This is a genomic window from Isoptericola sp. NPDC019482, from assembly GCF_040632295.1.
Lineage (GTDB): Bacteria > Actinomycetota > Actinomycetes > Actinomycetales > Cellulomonadaceae > Isoptericola.
Window position 1 is genome coordinate 34,380 of sequence record NZ_JBEYBQ010000011.1, and the last position, 19,752, is coordinate 54,131.

20 protein-coding genes are annotated in these 19,752 nt (G+C 74.6%); 16 read left to right on the forward strand and 4 right to left on the reverse strand.

What is annotated here, in order from left to right; all coding sequences use genetic code 11:
- Positions 1–45 precede the first annotated feature (45 nt).
- From ABZ493_RS09865 to ABZ493_RS09890, 6 genes are read left to right on the forward strand one after another with little or no spacing between them, the layout of a single operon-like run.
- Entirely contained in the window at positions 46–1,137 is a 1,092-nt protein-coding gene (locus ABZ493_RS09865) for a polyprenyl synthetase family protein (protein ID WP_430581988.1), read from the forward strand.
- Positions 1,134–2,045 (forward strand): squalene/phytoene synthase family protein, encoded by a 912-nt coding sequence (locus ABZ493_RS09870; RefSeq protein WP_430581989.1) that lies wholly within the window; start codon positions 1,134–1,136, stop codon positions 2,043–2,045. The genes ABZ493_RS09865 and ABZ493_RS09870 overlap by 4 nt, the downstream gene beginning before the upstream one ends.
- Positions 2,042–3,721 carry a phytoene desaturase family protein gene (gene crtI, locus ABZ493_RS09875; RefSeq protein ID WP_430581990.1) on the forward strand — a complete coding sequence of 560 codons (1,680 nt, stop codon included), beginning with the start codon at positions 2,042–2,044 and terminating at the stop codon, positions 3,719–3,721. Before ABZ493_RS09870 ends, crtI begins: the two co-directional genes overlap by 4 nt.
- Entirely contained in the window at positions 3,718–4,122 is a 405-nt protein-coding gene (locus tag ABZ493_RS09880; protein WP_430581991.1) for a lycopene cyclase domain-containing protein, read from the forward strand. Before crtI ends, ABZ493_RS09880 begins: the two co-directional genes overlap by 4 nt.
- Positions 4,119–4,451 (forward strand): lycopene cyclase domain-containing protein, encoded by a 333-nt coding sequence (locus ABZ493_RS09885; RefSeq protein WP_430581992.1) that lies wholly within the window; start codon positions 4,119–4,121, stop codon positions 4,449–4,451. Before ABZ493_RS09880 ends, ABZ493_RS09885 begins: the two co-directional genes overlap by 4 nt.
- Positions 4,448–5,362: a prenyltransferase gene (locus ABZ493_RS09890; RefSeq protein ID WP_430581993.1), complete on the forward strand. Its 915-nt coding sequence runs from the start codon at positions 4,448–4,450 to the stop codon at positions 5,360–5,362. Before ABZ493_RS09885 ends, ABZ493_RS09890 begins: the two co-directional genes overlap by 4 nt.
- A gap of 12 nt (positions 5,363–5,374) precedes the next feature.
- Here ABZ493_RS09890 and ABZ493_RS09895 read toward each other — a convergent pair whose 3' ends face one another.
- Together ABZ493_RS09895 and ABZ493_RS09900 are read right to left on the reverse strand one after the other, a co-directional pair.
- Positions 5,375–5,818, reverse strand: a complete 444-nt coding sequence (locus ABZ493_RS09895) for a pyrimidine dimer DNA glycosylase/endonuclease V (protein WP_430581994.1) — start codon at positions 5,816–5,818, stop codon at positions 5,375–5,377.
- Between the two features lie 4 nt (positions 5,819–5,822).
- Complete coding sequence (locus ABZ493_RS09900) at positions 5,823–7,088, reverse strand: APC family permease (RefSeq protein ID WP_430581995.1); 1,266 nt, start codon at positions 7,086–7,088, stop codon at positions 5,823–5,825.
- Between the two features lie 73 nt (positions 7,089–7,161).
- Here ABZ493_RS09900 and ABZ493_RS09905 point away from each other — a divergent pair, with 73 nt between their 5' ends.
- The 4 genes from ABZ493_RS09905 (at position 7,162) to ABZ493_RS09920 (ending at position 12,024) form a co-directional block, all read left to right on the forward strand.
- Positions 7,162–7,902: a TetR family transcriptional regulator gene (locus ABZ493_RS09905; protein ID WP_430581996.1), complete on the forward strand. Its 741-nt coding sequence runs from the start codon at positions 7,162–7,164 to the stop codon at positions 7,900–7,902.
- Positions 7,899–8,891, forward strand: coding sequence for an ABC transporter ATP-binding protein (locus ABZ493_RS09910; protein WP_430581997.1), 993 nt, complete (start codon positions 7,899–7,901; stop codon positions 8,889–8,891). Before ABZ493_RS09905 ends, ABZ493_RS09910 begins: the two co-directional genes overlap by 4 nt.
- The gene (locus ABZ493_RS09915; protein WP_430581998.1) at positions 8,888–10,543 is read left to right on the forward strand and encodes a hypothetical protein; all 1,656 of its coding nucleotides are present in this window, start codon (positions 8,888–8,890) and stop codon (positions 10,541–10,543) included. Before ABZ493_RS09910 ends, ABZ493_RS09915 begins: the two co-directional genes overlap by 4 nt.
- Before the next feature lie 89 nt (positions 10,544–10,632).
- A complete protein-coding gene (locus tag ABZ493_RS09920) occupies positions 10,633–12,024 on the forward strand; it encodes an amino acid permease (protein WP_430581999.1) in 1,392 nt (463 codons plus the stop codon).
- Here ABZ493_RS09920 and ABZ493_RS09925 read toward each other — a convergent pair.
- Entirely contained in the window at positions 12,021–13,340 is a 1,320-nt protein-coding gene (locus ABZ493_RS09925; protein WP_430582000.1) for an FAD-dependent oxidoreductase, read from the reverse strand. The genes ABZ493_RS09920 and ABZ493_RS09925 overlap by 4 nt on opposite strands.
- A gap of 83 nt (positions 13,341–13,423) precedes the next feature.
- Here ABZ493_RS09925 and ABZ493_RS09930 point away from each other — a divergent pair, with 83 nt between their 5' ends.
- Positions 13,424–14,086: an MOSC domain-containing protein gene (locus ABZ493_RS09930; RefSeq protein ID WP_430582001.1), complete on the forward strand. Its 663-nt coding sequence runs from the start codon at positions 13,424–13,426 to the stop codon at positions 14,084–14,086.
- On the opposite strand, the gene ABZ493_RS09935 is transcribed toward ABZ493_RS09930, so the two are convergent.
- On the reverse strand, positions 14,040–15,266 hold the full coding sequence (locus ABZ493_RS09935) for a hypothetical protein (protein WP_430582002.1): 1,227 nt from the start codon (positions 15,264–15,266) through the stop codon (positions 14,040–14,042). The two genes, ABZ493_RS09930 and ABZ493_RS09935, sit on opposite strands and share 47 nt — an antisense overlap.
- A 250-nt stretch (positions 15,267–15,516) precedes the next feature.
- Between ABZ493_RS09935 and ABZ493_RS09940 the strand changes: the two genes are divergently transcribed.
- Genes ABZ493_RS09940 through ABZ493_RS09960 form a run of 5 tightly spaced genes read left to right on the forward strand, consistent with a single transcriptional unit; the run spans position 15,517 to position 19,747 of the window.
- Entirely contained in the window at positions 15,517–16,503 is a 987-nt protein-coding gene (locus tag ABZ493_RS09940) for an ABC transporter substrate-binding protein (RefSeq protein WP_430582003.1), read from the forward strand.
- Positions 16,500–17,288: an ABC transporter permease subunit gene (locus ABZ493_RS09945; RefSeq protein ID WP_430582004.1), complete on the forward strand. Its 789-nt coding sequence runs from the start codon at positions 16,500–16,502 to the stop codon at positions 17,286–17,288. The genes ABZ493_RS09940 and ABZ493_RS09945 overlap by 4 nt, the downstream gene beginning before the upstream one ends.
- Positions 17,288–18,082: an ABC transporter permease gene (locus ABZ493_RS09950; RefSeq protein ID WP_430582005.1), complete on the forward strand. Its 795-nt coding sequence runs from the start codon at positions 17,288–17,290 to the stop codon at positions 18,080–18,082. Before ABZ493_RS09945 ends, ABZ493_RS09950 begins: the two co-directional genes overlap by 1 nt.
- 17 nt (positions 18,083–18,099) lie before the next feature.
- On the forward strand, positions 18,100–18,915 hold the full coding sequence (locus ABZ493_RS09955) for an ABC transporter ATP-binding protein (RefSeq protein ID WP_430582006.1): 816 nt from the start codon (positions 18,100–18,102) through the stop codon (positions 18,913–18,915).
- A 4-nt stretch (positions 18,916–18,919) separates the two neighbouring features.
- On the forward strand, positions 18,920–19,747 hold the full coding sequence (locus ABZ493_RS09960; protein ID WP_430582007.1) for an IclR family transcriptional regulator C-terminal domain-containing protein: 828 nt from the start codon (positions 18,920–18,922) through the stop codon (positions 19,745–19,747).
- Positions 19,748–19,752: the final 5 nt, after the last annotated feature.

Here is a 19,752-nt window from a genome sequence, read left to right on the forward strand (position 1 = left end):
CGCGGCTAGTATCTTGCTAGGCGAGTGATATGCCAAACTAGCGACATGTCGACCAGTGACAGGCCGAGCAAGGAGGTGGGTGCCGTGCATCGTGCGTCGCACCGCGGGGACGACCCGGTCGACCTCGTCGTCGAGGGGGCGCTCCAGCGGCTGCTCGACGACGGGGAGCGCCAGGACGGCACCCGGCTCTGGGATGCCGTGCGCGGCGCGAGCCGCGGGGGCAAGCGGCTGCGCCCGCGGATCCTGCTCGACGCGTACGACGCGCTCGCCGGGGTGGCGCCGCCCGAGCCGCACGACGTCGCGGTGCGGGTGGCCGCCGCCCTCGAGCTCCTCCACCACGCGTTCCTCGCCCACGACGACGTGATCGACGGCGCGGACACGCGCCGCGGGCGCCCAAACGCGGCCGGGATGCACGCCGCGCAGGCCCTGAAGTCCGGGGCGAGCGCGCGGCAGGCGCAGGGCTACGGCGCCGCCGCCGGCATCCTGGCCGGGGACCTCGCCCTGGCGGCGGCCGTGCGGGCGGTCGCGCTCTGCGGCGCGGCCCCGGCGGCCACCGAGCGCCTCCTCGACGTCGTCGACGAGGCCATGCACCTCACCGCGGACGGCGAGCTCGCGGACGTCCGACTCAGCCTCGGGGGGTGCGCCGACCTCGACGAGGCGCTGCGGACCGCCGAGCGCAAGACCGCGGTCTACTCCTTCCAGCTCCCCCTGCGGGCCGCGGTGATCCTGGCCGGCCGGGAGGAGCTGGACGCGGGCGTCCGGCGGCTGGGCCGCGACCTCGGCCTCGCGTTCCAGCTGCGGGACGACCTCGACGGCGTGTTCGGCGACCCGGCCGAGACCGGCAAGAGCAACGCCTCCGACCTGCGGGAGGGCAAGTGCACCCCGCTGGTCGCCCTCGCGCACGGGACGTCGGCGTGGGGCGAGCTGAGCACCCTGCTCGGCGACCCCGACGCCGGGGACGCCGAGCTGCAGAGAGCCCGCGAGCTCCTGGAGGCCTGCGGCGCACGCGCCGCCGTCGAGACGCTCGCCGCGGACCTCGAGCGGGACGCCGTCGTCATGGGCCACGACCTCGGGCTCGGCGCGCTGGCCGAGGCCGTCGCCGGGGCCCGCCTCCCTCGCGAGCCGAGCGCCGCATGAGCGCCGCCACGGTGCCCGACGGCGCGGCCGCCGCCGTCTCCGCCTCCGGGGCCGACGCGGTCGTCGTCGACCCGACGTACGACGCCGTGGCCGCGCGCAGCGCCGCGGTGGTGGTCCGCGCCTACTCGACGTCGTTCGGCTGGGCGTGCCGCCTGCTCGGCGACGACGTGCGCGACCACGTGCGCGGCGTCTACGCGCTGGTCCGGGTGGCCGACGAGATCGTCGACGACCCGCGGCCCGGGCTCTCCGTCGCCGAGCGCGGGGCGCTGCTCGACGAGCTCGAGCACGAGGTGGCGCGGGCGCGCGCACGTGGGCGAAGCAGCAACCTCGTGGTGCACGCGTTCGCGCGCACGGCGCGCCGGTTCGGCATCGGCGACGACCTGGTGGCGCCGTTCTTCGCGTCGATGCGGACCGACCTCACGGTCACCGCGCACGACGAGGCCGGCTTCGCCGCGTACGTGCACGGCTCGGCCGAGGTGGTCGGCCTGATGTGCCTGCGGGTGTTCGTCGCCGCGGACGACGCGGCGTACGACCGCCTGGCCCCGGGCGCGGCCCGCCTCGGCGCGGCGTTCCAGAAGGTCAACTTCCTGCGCGACCTGGCCGAGGACGTGGACCTGCGCGGCCGGTCGTACTTCCCGGGGCTGGACGTGGACGCGTTCGACGACGCCGACCGCGACCGGCTGCTCGCCGACGTCGACGCCGACCTGGCCGCCGCGCGCGTCGCGATCGACGACCTGCCGCGCAGCTCGCGCCTCGCGGTGCGGGTGGCGCACGACCTGTTCGCGGAGCTCTCCCGTCGGCTGGCGGCCACCCCGGCCGCCACGATCCGGCGGGAGCGGGTCCGGGTCCCGGGGCCGGTCAAGGCGCGGCTGGTGGCCGGGGCCCTGGCGAGGGAGGCGTTCCGATGAGGGTGGTCGTGGTGGGGGCCGGGATCGCGGGGCTGGCGACGGCGGGGCTGCTCGCGCGCGACGGCCACGAGGTCGAGGTGCTCGAGCGGCACGACGCCCCGGGCGGGCGCGCGGGCTCCTGGGAGCGCGCGGGCTTCCGCTTCGACACGGGCCCGTCCTGGTACCTCATGCCCGAGGTCTTCGACCACTGGTTCCGGCTGATGGGGTCGAGCGCGGACCGCGAGCTGGACCTCGTCGGGCTCGACCCCGCCTACCGGGTGTTCTTCGAGGAGGGCGGCGACGTCGACGGGCGACCCGACGCGCTCGACGTCTCGCCCGACCGGGCCGCCAACGTCGCGGCGTTCGAGGAGATCGAGCCCGGCGCGGGGGAGCGCCTGGAGCGCTACCTCGACTCCGCGCACGACACGTACGACCTCGCGCTGCGGCACTTCCTGTACACGACGTTCGCGTCGTGGCGGCCGTTCGCGCACCGGGACGTCGCGACGCGGCTGCACCGGCTCGGGCCGCTGCTCGGCCGGTCGCTCGGCTCCCGGGTCGCGGCGGCGTTCCAGGACCGGCGGCTGCGCCAGGTGCTGGGGTATCCCGCGGTCTTCCTCGGCTCGTCGCCGGACCGGGCGCCGAGCATGTACCACCTGATGAGTGCCCTCGACCTCGACGGCGGCGTGCGATACCCACAGGGGGGATTCGCACGTGTGGTCGACGCGGTCGCCGGGCTCGCGGTGAGCGCAGGAGTCACCCTGCGCACCCGCGCCCGCGCGACCGCGATCACGACCGCCCCGTTCACGCGGAGCGCCGTCGGGAACGGCCCGGGGGCGGCACGGACCCGGCTCCCCGCCCCCGGGTCCCGCCGTCCCCGGGCCGCGGTCACGGGAGTGCGCTGGGTGGACGACGCCGGGCGGGAGCACCACGCGCCCGCCGACGTCGTCGTCACCGCGGCCGACCTGCACCACGTGGAGCAGGACCTGCTGCCGCCCGACCTGCGCGACCGGTCGCCCGCGTGGTGGGACCGGCGCGACCCCGGCCCCGGCGGCGTCCTGGTGATGCTCGGCGTGCGGGGGCGGGTGCCGCAGCTCGCCCACCACTCGCTGTTCTTCACCGCGGACTGGGAGGAGAACTTCGGCGCCATCGCCGCGGGCCGCGTGCCCGACCCGGCGTCGCTGTACGTGTGCGCGCCGTCCCGCACCGACCCGACCGTGGCGCCTCCCGGGCACGAGAACCTGTTCCTGCTCGTCCCCGTCCCCGCCGACCCCGGCCTCGGGCGCGGCGGCGAGGACGGCGCCGGTGACGCCGCCGTCGAGGCGATCGCGGACGCCGCGATCGACCGGGTCGCCGAGTGGGCCGACGTCCCGGACCTGCGCGAGCGCGTCGTCGTGCGGCGCACCGTGGGCCCGGGCGACTTCGCGGCGGATCTCTCGTCGTGGTCCGGTGGCATGCTCGGACCGGCGCACACGCTGCGCCAGAGCGCGATGTTCCGGGCGGGGAACCGCTCGCGGCGCGTCGCGGGGCTGCTCCACGCCGGCGGGTCGACCATCCCCGGCGTCGGGCTGCCGATGTGCCTCATCAGCGCGGAGCTCGCCGTGAAGCGGGTGCGCGGCGACACGACCGCCCACCCGCTGGCCGAGCCGTCCGCCGAGCCGTTCCCCGAGAATCGTCCGGCCCTCGCCTCCCGGGAGTGATCGCCCTGCACTGGACCTCCTTCGTCTACCTCGCGCTGCTGCTCGGCGCGCTGGCCTCGATGGCCCTCGTGGACCGGCGCGCGCGCCTCCTGCTCTGGTCGGCGCACCCGGGCCGCGGCGCCGCCGTGCTCGCCGTCGGCACCCTGGTGTTCCTCGGCTGGGACCTCGTGGCGATCGCGGCGGGCTTCTACTCCCGCGGCGGCGCCGCCATGACCGGCGTCGAGCTCGCGCCGCACCTGCCGCTCGAGGAGCTCTTCTTCATAATGTTCCTCTGCTACTTCACGCTGGTGCTGCACGGGCTCCTGCGGCGCGCGGTGGCCCGGCGGAGTCCCGCCCGGCGCAGGCCCGCCCGTCGCGGCGTGCTGCACGCGGTGCCGGACCCCGTCCGGGAGGTGCGATGACGTACGCCGGGCTCGCGGTCGTCGTCGTCGCCGGCGCGCTCGTCGTCGCGCTGGTCGTGGCGCGGGTGCGCCGCCTCGGCGCCCGGTGGTGGGCGGCGACGGCGCTCGCCGCCGTCGTGCTCGTGGCGCTCACCGTCGTCTTCGACAGCCTGATGATCGCCGCCGACCTGTTCCGGTACGACGACGCCGCGCTCCTGGGCGTGCGGGTGTGGCTCACGCCCGTCGAGGACCTCGCCTGGCCGGTCGTCGCCGCACTGCTGCTGCCCGCGCTGTGGGCGTTGGCCGGGGCCGGCGACGGGGACGACGAGCGCGCGGAGGTCGACGCATGACGGCGCCCGTGACCGGAGGACAGGCAGTGGGGTCGGCGGCCGCGCTGCGCCAGGTGGTGGGGTCGTCGCGCCCGGTGAGCTGGATCAACACCGCGTACCCGTTCGCCGCGGCATACCTGCTGGCGGGCGGGGCCGGGCGGATGGGCGTCGCCGAGCTGGTGGTCGGCACGCTGTACTTCCTCGTCCCGTACAACCTGCTGATGTACGGGCTGAACGACGTCTGGGACTACGAGTCGGACCTGCGCAACCCGCGCAAGGGCGGCATCGAGGGCGTGGTGCTGTCGCGGCGGTGGCACCGCCTCACGGTGCGCGCCGCCGTCGTGAGCAACGTCCCGTTCCTCGCGTACCTGGTCCTCGTCGGCGACGCCGCGTCCACCGCGGTGCTCGCCGTGAGCGTCTTCGCCGTCGTCGCGTACTCCGCGCCGGGGCTGCGGTTCAAGGAACGCCCGGTGCTGGACTCGGCGACGTCCGCGACCCACTTCGTCAGCCCCGCCGCCTTCGGCCTGGCGCTGGCGGGCGGCTCCCTCACCGGCCCGGTGCTCGCCGTCCTGGCGGCGTTCTTCCTGTGGGGCATGGCGTCCCAGGCGTTCGGCGCGGTGCAGGACGTCGAGGCGGACCGCGCCGCCGGCATCGGCTCGGTGGCCACGTGGCTCGGCGCGGCGCGCACCGTGCGCGGGGCGATGGCGGCCTACCTCGCTGCCGGCGTCGTGCTGCTCCTGGCGGGCTGGCCGGCGGCGCTCGCCGCCGTCCTCGTCGTGCCGTACGTCGTGAGCGTCGCGCCGTTCCGCAACCTCCCCGACGACCGCTGCGAGGACGCGCACACCGGCTGGCGGCGCTTCCTCTGGCTCAACCTCGTCACCGGCTTCCTGGTGACGCAGCTGCTCATCGCCGTCAGCCTGGGCTGGCTCTGAGACCGCACCAGGTCAGGCCCGTTCCCAGTCCTCGCGCGGCCCGGGGAGGGTCGTGAACAGCGGGTGGGTCCGCACGACGTCGGCGTCCGCGAGCGCCCCCGCCCGCTCCGGGGTGCGCACCCGCAGCTTGGCGAGGAGGTGCGTGCGCTCGACCTCGAGCTGGCCGTCGGTCACCGCGATCCGTGGCACGGGCGGGAGGCCGTCGCGGGGAGCGTCGAGGATCCGGCCGCGGTCGTAGGAGTACCCGCGGGCGGTGGCCTCGTCGGCGACGGCGGCGAGGTACGCGCCGACCGCGGCCAGAGGGTCGGGGGTCGCGCGGAAGCGGACGAGCTGCGGGTGGTTGCGGTAGCCCTTCGTCCGCCCGGCGAGCACCGCCTGGGCGAGCAGGGCCTCGCGCCAGCAGGCGGTCAGTCCCTGCCGGTCGAGGTAGCCGGGGGCGAGGGACCAGAGGCGCACGCGGTCATCGTGACACGCGCACCCACCGCACGAGCAGCCCGACGAGGAGCACCCCGACGCCCGTGAGCACCGCCACCGGCGGCAGCGTCGCGCACAGCACCACGCACCCGACGAGCCCCACGACCTGCAGCGCCCGCGGGTAGCGGCGGTGGACACCGTCCTGCGTCCACGCCGCGAGGTTCGCCACGGCGTAGTAGACGAGCACGCCGAGGGAGGAGAAGCCGATCGCGCCGCGCAGGTCCACCGTGAGCACCAGCGCGACCACGACGACGGCGACCGCCACATCGGCCCGGTGCGGCACGCGGAACGTGGGGTGGACGGCGGCGAGGGGGCGCGGCAGGTCGTCCTCGCGCGCCATGGCCATCGCCGTCCGGCCCACGCCGGCGACGAGGGCGAGCAGCGCGCCGAGCGACGCGGCGGCCGCGCCGACGCGCACGACGACCCCCGCCCACGGCACCCCGGCGACCGCGGCGGCGAGGGGCGCGGGCGCGGCCGCCGTCCCCGCGAGCCCGAGCGCCGCGAGCAGCGTGACGGCCACGACCGCGTAGACCACGACGGCGCCGCCCAGGGCGCCGACGATCGCGCGGGGGATGGTGCGGGCGGGGTCGCGCACCTCCTCGCCGAGCGTCGCGACGCGCGCGTACCCGGCGAACGCGAAGAAGAGCAGCCCCGCGGCCTGGAGGACGCCGTAGAGCACCGTGCCGGCGCCGGCGGGGGTCGTCGCGACCAGCGTCGCCGTCGGGCCGGGGGTGTCCGCCGGGCCGCCGGCGAGCGCGACGGCGACGGTCACCGCCAGCGAGAGCAGCACCACGACCACGATCCACCGGGCCAGCCGCGCGGTGCGTGTCACGCCGCGGTAGTTGACGGCCGCCAGCGCGACGACGGCGAGCGCCGCCACGGGCCGCTCCCACCCGGGCGGGGCGGCGTAGGCGGCGAAGGTCAGCGCCATCGCCGCGCAGCTCGCCGTCTTGCCGATCACGAACCCCCACCCGGCGAGGAAGCCCCACCACGGGCCGAGCCGCTCGCGTCCGTACACGTACGTGCCGCCCGAGGCGGGGTACTGCGCGGCGAGCTGCGCCGACGACGTCGCGTTGCCGTACGCGACGACGGCGGCGACGCCGAGGGCGACGAGCAGCGCGGCGCCCGTGCCGGCGGGCAGCACGGCCGCGGCGGCGGGGGAGAAGGCGGCGAACACGCCGGCCCCGATCATCGACGACAGGCCGATGACGACGGCGTCGGTGGTGCCGAGGCGGCGGGCGAGCTGGGTCACGGGTCGATCCTGCCGCTTCCGTCGCGCCGCGGGGTCTTGCACCCCGACTGAACACGTGTTTAGTCTGTTGAACATGCATTCAGTCGACGTTGCTCCGGAGGGGCCGGACCAGGCGGGCGGGCCGCTCGTGCCGGCGTCCGACGGCGGCGCCCGAGCGCGGATCCTCGACGCCGCGGTGCTCCGCTTCGCCCGGGAGGGCTTCGGTGCTTCGGTGCGTTCGATCGCCGCCGACGCCGGGGTGAGCGCGGCGCTCGTCATCCACCACTTCGGCTCGAAGGGCCGGCTCCGCGAGGCGTGCGACGAGCACGTCCTCGCATGGATCGTGGAGGCGAAGCGGCAGAACATGACCAAGGCCGCGTCGGGCCGCCTCTTCGAGGTGCTCGCCCAGGCCGAGGGATTCGCCCCCCTCGTGGGCTACGTGCTGCGGTCCCTGCAGTCGGGCGGTGTCGTGGGGCGGGCGTTCGTCGAGCACATGATCGACGACGCCGAGACGTACACGGCGGAGGCGGTCGCTGACGGCATCGTGAATCCGAGCCGCGACGAGCGCGCCCGCGTGCGCTATCTCGTGTACTCGTCCCTCGGCGCGATGCTGCTCTCGGTCACGCTCGACCCCCCGCACGACGCCGAGGACGTCACGGCCGCCATGCGGCGCTTCATGGACGAGCTGTACCTGCCGATGCTCGAGCTCTTCACCGAGGGCTTCCTCACCACCCGTCGCATGCTCGACGACTACCTCCTGTACGTGCCGGACCCGCCACCAGGGGCGCAGGTCCCCGCCGACGGAACCCCCCACGACCACGAAGAGGAACCATGACCACCACGGCTTCAGCCACCCCGGTTGCCCGGACCGCGGCCACGCCCGCGGTCGAGATCCACGACCTGCGCAAGACCTTCGGCTCCGTGCAGGCCCTCGACGGGCTGGACCTGACCGTCGAGGCCGGCCAGGTGGCCGGCTTCCTCGGCCCGAACGGCGCCGGGAAGTCCACCACGATCCGCGTGCTGCTCGGCCTGCTGCGCTCCAGCTCGGGCAGCGCCAGGCTGCTGGGCGGCGACCCGTGGCGCGACGCCGTCGCGCTGCACCGCCGTCTGGCGTACGTGCCCGGCGACGTGTCCCTGTGGCCCAACCTCACCGGCGGCGAGGCCATCGACTACCTCGCCCGCCTGCGCGGCAAGCCGGACAAGAGGCGCAAGGCCGAGCTGCTCGAGCGGTTCGAGCTCGACCCCACCAAGAAGGCCCGCACGTACTCCAAGGGCAACCGGCAGAAGGTCGCGCTCGTCGCGGCGTTCGTCTCCCAGGTCGACCTGCTCGTGCTCGACGAGCCGACGTCCGGCCTCGACCCGCTCATGGAGGCCGTGTTCACCGAGCAGGTGCGCGAGGCCAAGGCCGCCGGCACCTCCGTGCTGCTGTCGAGCCACATCCTCAGCGAGGTCGAGAAGGTCTGCGACACCGTGACGATCATCCGGAACGGCCGGGCCGTGGAGTCCGGCACGCTCGACGACCTGCGCCACCTCACGCGCTCCGCCGTCACCGCCGTCGTCGACGGCGACCCGTCCCCGATCGCCGCGATGGCGGGCGTGCACGACCTCGCCACGACGACGAACGGCGAGGGCACGCGCGTGACGTTCGACGTCGACAACTCCGAGATGGGCCGCGTGCTGCCCGCTGTGTCCGCCCTCGGCGTGCACTCGTTCACCGCGCAGCCGCCGTCGCTGGAGGAACTGTTCATGCGCCACTACGGCGACGAGCTCGCCGCCGACGGCGTGCAGCTCGATGGACCGACCAGCAAGGCGGGTGCCCGATGAGTGCCGTCACCGCCGCCCCTCCGCTGTACCGGGCCGAACCCGTGCGCGGTGGCACCACGCTCACCGGCACGTGGAGCCTGGTTCGCTTCATCCTGCGCCGCGACCGCGTGCGGCTGCTGGTCTGGAGCCTCGGCATCCCGCTGCTGTATCTCGGCGCGCTGCCGGAGTACGTGCTCATGGCCGACGACCCGACCGGTCTCCAGGCGCGGGCGACGCTCGTCCAGTCGCCGGCGATGATCGCGATGACCGGCCCGGGCTACGGCACCGACGACTACACGGTCGGCGCGGCCGTCGCGAACGAGCTGGTGCTGTGGGTCGTGCTCGCCCTCGCGGTGATGAGCATCCTGCAGGTGGTGCGGCACACCCGGGCGGAGGAGGAGTCCAGCCGGTCCGAGCTGGTCCGCGCCGCCGCGGTCGGTCGGCACGCGGCCGTCGTCGCCGCGGCGATCGTCGTCCTGGCGGTCAACCTCGTCGTCGCGCTGCTGTCCACCGGCGTCCTCGTCTCCAACGACCTGCCCGCCATCGACTCGCTCGCCATGACGCTCGGGATCGCTGTGAGCGCGATGACGTTCGGGGCGGTCGCGCTCGTGGCCGCCCAGGTGACCGAGCACTCGCGCGGCGCCACCGGCCTGTCGATGGCGGTGCTCGGGGCCGCGTTCACGCTGCGCACCATCGGCGACATGCAGGAGGTCCACGGCAGCTGGGTCTCCTGGCTCTCCCCGATAGCGTGGGCGCAGCAGATGCGCGCGTACGTCGACCTGCGCTGGTGGCCCGCCGTCATCGGCTTGGTGGCGATCGTGCTGCTGCTGCTCGTCGCGTCGGCGCTCGCGTCGCGTCGCGACTTCGGCGGCGGCCTCGTCCCCGACCGCCGAGGACGGGCCGACGCCCGTCCGGGCCTCCGCTCGCCCGCCGCCATCGTGTGGGGGCAGCAGCGCATGTCCCTGCTGTGGACGGCGCTCGGCCTGGGCGTCATGTGGCTCGCGACCGGCACGGTGATCGCCCAGATCCCCTCGATGACCGACTCCCTGCGGGAGAACCCGGTGTACTCCGCGCTGCTCGGCGAGGGTGACCTGGAGAAGGCGTTCCTCGGCATCATCGTGCTCTACGCGGCGCTGGGCGCGGCGGCGTTCGGCCTGGTCGCGACGCTGCGGGCGAAGTCCGAGGAGGAGGCCGGGCGGGCCGAGTACGCGCTCGCGACCCCGGTCTCCCGCGGCCGTTGGCTGGGCGCGACGCTCGTCGTCGGCTCGGTCGGCACGGCCGTCGTCATGATCACGGGCATCCTCGCGCTCGCCGCGGGCGCCGCCGCGTCGGGCGTCCACGAACCGTCGTTCGGCGCGATCGCCGAGGCCGGCCTGCTCTACCTGCCCGCACTGCTGGTGCTGGTGGGGCTGGCCGCGGCGCTGTACGCGTGGGTGCCGCGGGCCACCGCGCTGGTGTGGTTCGTCTTCGGCTACACCCTCGTGGTCGAGATGTTCGCCGACCTGTTCGACCTGCCGGAGTGGGCCCGCCGCCTCTCGCCGTTCTGGTGGGTGCCGGACTCGTTCACCTCCGACGTCGACTGGGGCCACGTCGGCGGTCTGTGCGCCGTCGCGCTGGTGCTCTTCGTGCTGGCGTTCGTCGGCTTCCGTCGCCGGGACGTCGCGACGAAGTAGCGCCGTGCCCCGCGAGTTGTCAGGGCCTGCGCGCCGTATACCGGGCGCTGGTCCTGACAACTCGGCGGGGCGGGTTAGCGTGGTCGGCCGTGAGCACCCCCACGGATCCCGGCACGACGGCGCACGACGCCCAGCTCGCGCACGGCCTGCGCACCCGCCACCTGACGATGATGGGCCTCGGCTCCGCGATCGGGGCGGGCCTGTTCCTCGGCGCCGGCGTCGGCGTCGCGACCGCCGGACCGGCCGTCCTGGTCAGCTACGCCATCGCGGGCGCGCTGGTCGTCCTCGTGATGCGGATGCTCGCCGAGATGGCGTCCGCGCTGCCCGCGTCCGGCTCGTTCTCCGTCTACGCGGAGGCGGCGCTGGGCCGCTGGGCCGGCTTCCTGCTGGGCTGGCTGTACTGGTTCACGCTGATCATGGTGCTGGGCGTCGAGGTGACGGGCGTCGCCGGGATCGTCAGCGGCTGGTGGCCGGACGTGCCGCAGTGGGCCGTGGCGGCCGTCGTCGTGGTGGTGCTGGGCGGCATCAACCTCGTGGGCGTGCGCCAGTTCGGCGAGTCGGAGTTCTGGTTCGCCGCGATCAAGGTGGCCGCGATCCTGGCGTTCCTCGTGGTGGGCGTGCTCATCGTGGTCGGCGTGATCCCCGTGTCGGGCAGCGTGCTGGGCGACTGGGCCGCGCACGGCGGCTTCGCCCCGGCCGGCTGGGCGGGCATCGCGGCGGGCCTGCTCACCGTCGCCTTCGCGTTCGGCGGCATCGAGATCGTCGCGATCGCCGCCGCCGAGGCGCGCGACCCGCGCACCGCCGTCGCCCGCGCCACCCGCACCATCGTGTGGCGGATCCTCCTGTTCTACGTGGGCTCGGTCGCGATCATCGTCGCGCTCATCCCCTGGGACGACGCCGCGGCCCTGGAGTCGCCGTTCGTCTCCGTGCTGCAGCTCGCCGGGTTCGACGGCGGCGCGCGGCTCATGGAGGTCGTCGTGGTGCTGGCGCTGCTCAGCGCGTTCAACGCGAACGTCTACGGCACGTCGCGGATGCTCTTCTCCCTCGGCCAGCGCGACGACGCGCCGCCCGCCACCACCCGGGTCTCGCGCCGCGAGGTGCCGTGGGTGGCCGTGCTGGTCTCCGTGTTCTTCGGCGTCGTCGCCGTGGGCCTCAACTGGCTGCTGCCGGCGCAGATCCTCACAATCCTGCTCAACGCCGTCGGCTCCGCGCTGTTCGTCGTCTGGCTGCTCATCACGATCTCCCAGCTGCGCCTGCGGCCGCGCCTCGAGGCCGACGCCGAGCGCGCCGGCGAGCCGATGCGGCTGCGCATGTGGGGCTACCCGTACCTCACCTGGGTCACGCTCGCAGGGCTGGTCGCGCTGGCCGGGCTCATGCTCTCCGACCCGGCGGCGCGCGCCCAGCTCGCCGCCACCGGCGGGCTGGTCGTCGTGATCCTCGCGGTCTACGCCGTCACGCGCCGGGTGCGCGCCGCCCGCTAACGAGGTTCGCCGGCACCGTCCGGGTCGGTGTCCGGCTTCGACGGCCGGATCGTGGGCACGTCGCCGACGATCGGGATGGGCCGGCGGTGGAACGGGAACCCGTACCGCGTGACCAGACCGGCGAGCGTCGTGACGCGGTTGCGCGGCCCGACCAGCGACATGATGTGCACGAACAACCACACCAGCCAGGCGAACCCGGCCGTCAGCCGCAGCTTCTTGGCCGTCACGGGCAGGGTGATCTCGGCGATCGCGGCACGACGTCCGATGACGGCCATCGTGCCCTTGTCGTGGTAGGTCAGCGGCTCGGTGGCGCGGCCCTCGAGGAGCCCGAGGATGTTGCGGGCCACCTGCTGCCCGCCCTGGATGGCGGGCTGGGCGAGCTGCGGCAGCCAGTCGGGCGTCTCGGCGATGTCGCCGATCGCGAAGACTCCGGGCCGCCCCTCGACCTGCAGGTCGGGGCCGACGGCGATGCGTCCGCCCTTACGGCGCGGCAGGTCCCAGTCGTCCACCTCGGGGTGCGGGCCGACGCCCGCGGACCACACGGTGAGGTCGGCGCGGAGGCGGGTGCCGTCGGTGAGCACGACGGCGTCGGGCAGCACCTCCGCGACGCCGGCTCCCAGGTGCAGCTTCACGCCACGGTGGCCGAGCTCCTGCGCGGCGTACTCGCGCAGGCTCGGGTGGAACGCCTTGAGCAGCTCGCCGCCGCGCTGCACGACGGTGATCTCGAACGCGTCGCCGTCGATCTCTGGGTAGGCCGGCGCGAGGCCGGCGGTGCGCAGCTCCGCGAGCGCGCCCGCGACCTCGACCCCGGTGGCGCCGCCGCCCACGACGACGACGCGCAGGCCGTCGTCGGTCCCGGGCGTGAACGCGGAGTTCTCCAGGCGGATGAAGAGCTGGTCGCGGATCTTCAGCGCCTGGGACCGGGAGTACATGCCGAACGCGTTCTCCTTGGCGCCCGGGGTGCCGAAGAAGTTCACGGTGACGCCGTTGGCGAGCACGAGGTGGTCGAACGCGACGGTCTCGTCGTTGGCGAGCCGGATCGTCCGGGCGTCGTGGTCGATGCCGACCAGGTGCTCGTGCAGCACCCGCAGGTTCTTCTGCTTGAGGCGCAGCCCGCGCAGCCAGTAGGTGACGTCGCCCGCGTTCAGCCCGCCGGTCGCGACCTGGTACAGCAGCGGCTGGAACGTGTTGTACACGCGCCGCTCGACGAGCGTCACCCGCACGGGCGCCTTCGCGAGCGCCTTCACCACCGCGAGGCCGCCGAACCCTCCGCCGACGACCACGACATGGGGAAGGTTCTCGGTGCGCTCGCTCACGGTGTCCACGGTAGGTGACCAGCGGCGGGACGGCCCGCCGCCGGCGGTGTGAGGTGGGTCGTCCGGCCTGAGACGATAGGTCCGTGCCCGAGCTCCTCGCCGTCTGCCGCGTGTTCGCCCTCCTGCCCGACGCCGGGACGGTGGGCGTCACCGCCATCGACAAGCGCCCCGTGGAGGGGCGGGTCAAGGCCCGCCCGTACGGGCTCTACGCGGACGTGCAGGCGGACCGCGCCAACCACGGCGGCCTGGACCAGGCGGTGTACGCGTACTCGCAGGAGGACGCGGAGGTGTGGGGCGCCGAGCTGGGCTACGAGGTCACGCCCGGGCTGTTCGGGGAGAACCTGCGCACCCGCGGCCTGGAGGTGAGCCGCGCGGTGATCGGCGAGCAGTGGCGGGTGGGCACGGCGCTCCTCGAGGTGACGCAGCCCCGCACGCCGTGCCAGACGTTCGCGCGCCGCCTGGACTCGCCGCCGCGCTGGGTGCGCCGGTTCACGCAGGCGAACCGGACGGGCGCGTACCTGCGGGTCATCGAGAACGGCGACCTCGGCGCGGGCGACGAGGTCGAGGTGGTGCGCCGGCCCGCGCACGGCGTGACGCTGACGGACTGGTTCGGGGCGTACAACCGCCTCGACGGCGCGCCCGTGCTCACCGACGTCGCGAAGGCCCTGGTCGTGGCCCACGACGCCGGCGAGCTGCGCCTCAGCGACGAGCTGCGGGAGCGGGCCGAGCAGGCGCTGCGTCGCTGACCCCGGGGTCGTGAGGGGCGGGGTCCTCGATGCCGTACCGGTGCCCCGCGTACCCCCAGACGGCGAGGGCGAGCGCGGGCCCCCAGAACCAGGCGGGGAAGTAGAGCGCCCCGGCCCAGCCCATCATGAGGAGCATGGGGACGGCGGCGCCGCAGAGCATGACGGCGACGGTCCCGCCGGGCACGATGGCCGCGGCCGGCGGCACGGGGCGCCCGGCGCGGCGGCCGAACCAGCGCGGCAGGCGCTCGCCCCACGGCAGGATCAGGCCGAGCGTGAGGACGATCCCGAGCCACGCGCCGCTCGAGAGCGACAGCCCCTGGATGCGGACGGCGACGGTCAGCTCGTCCGCCGGGCCGGCGAAGGCCGGCCACGGGGTCAGCCAGGTGAGGCGAGCGAGCGCGTAGGGCAGCGGTCCGAGAGCCGCGACGATCGTGAACAGCCGCCGGTGCCGAGTCACCCAGGCGGTAGCGGTCCGCAGGGACCCGCGCCGCCAGCCACGCACGGCGACCAGGCCGCCCCAGCTCGCCGCGGTCGCCAGCGGCAGCAGCACGGACGGCAGCGCCCACGGCTCGCGCGCGAGCCCGGTGGAGATCCCGACCCACCAGTCGGCGAGAGCGCCGCCGCCGACGACGACGCCGACGACGGCGAGCGCCGCGAGGGCGACGAGCGGCAGGCGCCACGCGGGGCGGGTGCGGAACACCTGCACGCCCGCCCACACGGCGAGCACGGGGACGGCGAAGGACACGAGGTAGCCGGCGGCGGGGAGCGTGCCCGACCCCTGGGCGAGGAGGCCGAACATCACGACCTCGAGGACGCCGACGGGAGTGACGAGGCGGCCCGCGGCCCGGGCGGTCGGCCGGGCGAACGCGGCCGCCGCGACCACGACGCCGAGCAGCGCCGTCGCGAGCAGGACCAGGACGAGCGACGTCGCGGGCACGAGCGCCGCGCCGAGCATGCGCCCGTCGGGGAGCAGGGGGTCGAGCTCCGGCCGGGCGACGAACCAGCCGAGCATGGCCGCGGTGGCGGCCGACGCCGCGAGCGCGGCGCCCGCGAGGCGGCGGTCCGCCGGCGGTGCCCCGGTGGTGCCGGGCGTGAGGGCGAGCGTGGAGCCGGACCGGGAGCCGGCGTCAGGGCCGGCGTCGCGCCGGGGGAGCTCTCGGGGGACGGACGTGCTGGTCATCGTGCTGCCTCCGGTCGGGTGGGTGCGTGTGCTCCCACGCTCGCGCCGCCGGTGTGCCGGGGGCTTCCCCCGTGCGGGGGAACCGCGTCCCCCGCGCACGGGAACCTGCGTCGTGCCTGCCGTCGCGCCGTCGCCGTGCCGACCGTTGACCCGCCCGGGCGGGCGCCGCTATGTTCACTCTCAGCACACTCGTTCGGAGAACGGACCAATGACGGTCCACTCCGGTCCGGACCGTTCAAGGGAGAACACCGTGCTTGGGAAACCAGTCGCCCGCCGCACCGTCCCCGCCGTCGTCGCCGCGGCGGCCGCCCTGACCCTGGCCGCGTGCAGCGGCTCGTCGGGCGAGCCGGAACCCGGGGCGTCCGGCGACGGCGGGCTGACGCCGGTCACGGTGGGGGTCATCCCGATCGTCGACGTGGCGCCCATCTACCTCGGCGTCGAGCAGGGCTTCTTCGAGGACGAGGGCCTCGACGTCACCCTCGAGCTGGCGCAGGGCGGCGCCGCGATCGTGCCCGCCGTCGTGAGCGGCGAGTACGAGTTCGGCTTCAGCAACGTCACGTCGCTGCTGCTCGCGTCGCAGCAGGGGCTCCCGCTCAAGGTCGTGGCCCCGGGGAACCTCACGACCGGCGAGGTGGGCAAGGACTTCGCGGCCGTCGTCGCGATGCCGGACTCCGGGATCGAGGACGCCGCCGACCTCGCCGGCAAGACGGTCGCGGTCAACACGCTCAACAACATCGGCGACACCACGGTGAGCGCGGTGGTCGACGCCGCGGGCGGCGACGCGTCCAAGGTCGAGTTCGTCGAGATGGGCTTCCCCGACATGCCCGCCGCGGTGGAGAGCGGCCAGGTCGACGCGGCCTGGATCCTCGAGCCGCACCTCACCCGGGCGCTGCAGTCCGGCGCCGAGCCGGTGAGCTGGAACTACGCCGAGGTGGATCCGAACCTCCTCATCGCGGCGTACTTCACCACCGAGCAGCAGACCGCGAAGGACCCCGAGACGGTGGACGCGTTCACCGCCGCGCTGAAGGAGTCCCTCTCGTACGCCGAGGAGCACCCCGACGAGACCCGGGCCGTGCTCGACTCGTACACCGAGATCGACCCCGCCGTGAAGGACGCGATGGTCATGCCGCGCTTCACCCCGGACCTCGACGAGGCGCAGCTGCAGCTCCTCGCCGACCTCGGCGAGCAGTACGGAGTCTTCGAGGAGCCTGTCGACGTCTCCGCCCTGATGCCATGAGCAGGGGCCGTCCCCTGGCCCACCGGGCAGTCTGGCTGGGCATCGCGGGCGTCGTGACGCTGCTCGTGGTGTTGCAGGTGGTGCCCGCGACGGGCCTGGTGAACCCGGACTTCCTGCCCCCGACGACGGAGATCCTCGCCGCGCTGGTGGAGCGCGTGCAGACGCCGGAGTTCTGGACGGCGCTGGGCGACACGCTGGTCACGTGGATCACGGGCCTGGCGATCAGCGTCGTCGCCGGCGTGGTGCTCGGCGTCGTGATCGGGATGGTGCCGTTCCTGCGGGCGGCCACGGCGTCGACGATCGAGTTCCTGCGGCCGGTGCCGTCCGTGGCGCTCATCCCGATCGCGGTGCTGCTGTGGGGCACGGGGATGCAGGCCACGCTGCTGCTGGTCGTGTACGCGTCGTTCTGGCAGGTGCTGGTGCAGGTGCTCGCGGGCGTGCAGGACGTGGACCCGGTGGCCAGCGACACGGCCCGCTCGTACCGCTTCTCCGTGCTCGCGCGGGTGCGCACGCTCGTGTGGCCGACGGCGCTGCCCTACGTGATGACCGGCCTGCGGCTCGGAGCCGCGGTGGCGCTGATCCTCACCGTGACGGGCGAGATGCTCATCGGCACCCCGGGGATCGGCAAGCTGCTCGCCGTCGCGCGGGAGTCCGGCGCCGTGCCGTCGATGTACGCGCTGGTCGTCGTGACCGGGCTGCTCGGCGTCGCCGTCAACCTGCTGGCCCGCGCGCTGGAGCACCGCGCGCTGTTCTGGCACCCGTCCGTGCGCGGGGAGGTCCTGTGATGAGCGTCGTCCGGTCCGTGCTGTACGCCGTCGGGCTGCCGCTGCTGCTGCTCGCGGCGTGGTGGGTCGCGACCGCGGACAGCCAGTCGCCGTTCAACCCGCCGCTGTCGGAGATCCTCGCGACGTTCGGCCCTACCTGGTTCTCGGGCGACACGTTCGCGGACACCCGGTTCGTGCAGGACATCCTGCCGAGCCTGGGCCGGCTGCTCGTCGGCTACTCCGTGGCCCTCGTGGTGGGGATCGGGCTGGGCGTGCTCATCGGTGCGGTGCGCCCCCTGCGGGAGTTCGCCGAGCCGGTGCTGGAGTTCTTCCGCGCCATCCCGCCGCCGGTCATGGTGCCGGTGCTCATGCTGTTCCTCGGCGTCGGCACGTCGATGCGGGTGTTCGTCATCGCGACCGGCGCCCTGTGGCCCATCCTGCTCAACACGGTCGAGGGGGTGCGCGGACTCGACCCGGTGCTCAAGGACACGGCCCGCGCGTTCCGCCTCGGCCGGTGGGGGCGGTTCCGGCGGCTCATGCTGCCCGGCGCGAGCCCGCAGATCGTCACCGGCGCCCGGCAGGCGCTGTCGATCGCGATCATCCTCATGGTGATCAGCGAGATGTTCGCGGCCAAGGACGGCCTCGGCTTCTCCGTCGTGCAGTTCCAGCGCAGCTTCGCCATCCCCGAGATGTGGAGCGGCGTCATCATGCTCGGCCTGCTCGGGGTGCTCCTGTCCTTCGTCTTCCGGATCGCGACCGGCGCGGTCCTCGCCTGGTACCACGGGTACCTGCAGGCCCAACGTGGAGGTGCCTAGATCGTGGAGGTGACCAGATGAACGCGATGCTCGAGGTCCGCGGACTGCGCAAGGTCTACGCGGGCCGCGGTGACCCGGTCGAGGCGATCGAGGAGCTGTCGTTCGAGGTCGGCGACGGCGAGCTCGTCTGCGTCGTCGGCCCGTCCGGCGCGGGCAAGACGACGCTGCTGCGCTGCCTCGCCGGCCTGCTGCCCGCGACGTCGGGCGACGTCGTCCTCGCCGGGACGCCCGTCACCGGGCCGCCGCAGGGCATGGCGGTGGTGCTGCAGGAGTACGGGCGCTCGCTGTTCCCGTGGATGACCGTCGAGCAGAATGTGGCACTCCCCCTTTCGGAGAAGGGCGTGCCCCGTGCGGAGCGGGCGCGGCTCGTCGGCGAGGCGCTCGAGGCGGTGGGCCTGGCCGACGTCGGCCGGTCGTACCCGTGGCAGCTGTCGGGCGGCATGCAGCAGCGCGTCGCCATCGCCCGGGCCGCGGCGTACGAGCCGCAGGTGCTTCTCATGGACGAGCCGTTCGCCGCCGTCGACGCGCAGACGCGCTTCGAGCTGGAGGACCTGGTCCGCGCCCTGTGGCAGCGCCTGGGCGTCACGGTCGTCTTCGTCACCCACGACATCGACGAGGCGATCTATCTGGGCGAGCGCGTGCTGGTGCTGTCCGCCCGGCCGACCGTGCTGCTGGAGGACGTGCGCGTCGACCTCGGCGCCGAGCGGGACCAGCTCGACACCCGCGGTGCCCCCGAGTTCGCCCGCCTGCGCACCCACGTCTACGAGGTGGTGCAGCAGGCCAAGCAGGGCGTGCGCTCCCTCGCCGACGCGAGGCTGACCCATGCAGGCTGAGCCCATGGAGAGCACGGACGGCACCCGGGCAGAGCTCACGGGGGCAGGGGACACCGAGGAGACGACGGCGCGGTCGGGCGAGTTCGTCCAGTCGCTCGACCGGGGGCTGGCGGTGATCCGCGCGTTCGGCGCGGAACGGCCGTCGCTCACGCTGAGCGACGTCGCCCGTGTCACGGGCCTGAGCCGGGCGTCGGCGCGCCGGTTCCTGCACACCCTCGTGGACCTCGGGTACGTGCGCACCGACGGTCGCGAGTTCGCGCTGCGGCCCGCCGTCCTCGACCTGGGCTACGCGTACCTGTCCAGCCTCACGCTGCCGGAGGTCGCGACGCCGCACCTGGAGCGGTTGTCGCAGGAGGTGGGGGAGTCGTCGTCGGTGGCGGTGCTCGACGGCGCGGACATCGTCTACGTGGCGCGCGTCGCGACGCACCGGATCATGGCGGCGGCGATCCGCGTCGGCACCCGCTTCCCGGCGTTCGCGACGTCGATGGGCCGCGCGATCCTCGCGCACGTGCCGGACGGCGAGCGCGACGCCTTCCTCGCCGCCGTCGAGCTCCCCGCCCTCACCGCGCGCACCGTGACGACGCCCGCCGCGCTGCGCGCCGAGCTGGACCGGGCGCGCGAGCAGGGCTGGGCCCTCGTGGACCAGGAGCTCGAGGAGGGCCTGCGCTCCGTCGCGGCGCCGCTGCACGACGCGCGCGGCGACGTCGTCGCGGCCGTCAACGTCTCGGCGCCCGTGCGTCGCGGCGATGTGGCCGAGATCCGCGACGACATCGTGCCGCCGCTCCTGGCCGCGGCGAAGCGGATCGAGGACGACCTGATGAGGATCCGATGACGATG

Coding starts and splice junctions, on each gene's coding strand:
- ABZ493_RS09910 (WP_430581997.1), top strand. CDS start 7,899: ATGACCACCACGGCTTCAGCCACCCCGGTTGCCCGGACCGCGGCCACG.
- ABZ493_RS09915 (WP_430581998.1), top strand. CDS start 8,888: ATGAGTGCCGTCACCGCCGCCCCTCCGCTGTACCGGGCCGAACCCGTG.
- ABZ493_RS09890 (WP_430581993.1), top strand. CDS start 4,448: ATGACGGCGCCCGTGACCGGAGGACAGGCAGTGGGGTCGGCGGCCGCG.
- ABZ493_RS09935 (WP_430582002.1), bottom strand. CDS start 15,266: ATGACCAGCACGTCCGTCCCCCGAGAGCTCCCCCGGCGCGACGCCGGC.
- ABZ493_RS09885 (WP_430581992.1), top strand. CDS start 4,119: ATGACGTACGCCGGGCTCGCGGTCGTCGTCGTCGCCGGCGCGCTCGTC.
- ABZ493_RS09960 (WP_430582007.1), top strand. CDS start 18,920: ATGGAGAGCACGGACGGCACCCGGGCAGAGCTCACGGGGGCAGGGGAC.
- ABZ493_RS09950 (WP_430582005.1), top strand. CDS start 17,288: ATGAGCGTCGTCCGGTCCGTGCTGTACGCCGTCGGGCTGCCGCTGCTG.
- ABZ493_RS09945 (WP_430582004.1), top strand. CDS start 16,500: ATGAGCAGGGGCCGTCCCCTGGCCCACCGGGCAGTCTGGCTGGGCATC.
- ABZ493_RS09865 (WP_430581988.1), top strand. CDS start 46: ATGTCGACCAGTGACAGGCCGAGCAAGGAGGTGGGTGCCGTGCATCGT.
- ABZ493_RS09905 (WP_430581996.1), top strand. CDS start 7,162: ATGCATTCAGTCGACGTTGCTCCGGAGGGGCCGGACCAGGCGGGCGGG.
- crtI (WP_430581990.1), top strand. CDS start 2,042: ATGAGGGTGGTCGTGGTGGGGGCCGGGATCGCGGGGCTGGCGACGGCG.
- ABZ493_RS09955 (WP_430582006.1), top strand. CDS start 18,100: ATGAACGCGATGCTCGAGGTCCGCGGACTGCGCAAGGTCTACGCGGGC.
- ABZ493_RS09870 (WP_430581989.1), top strand. CDS start 1,134: ATGAGCGCCGCCACGGTGCCCGACGGCGCGGCCGCCGCCGTCTCCGCC.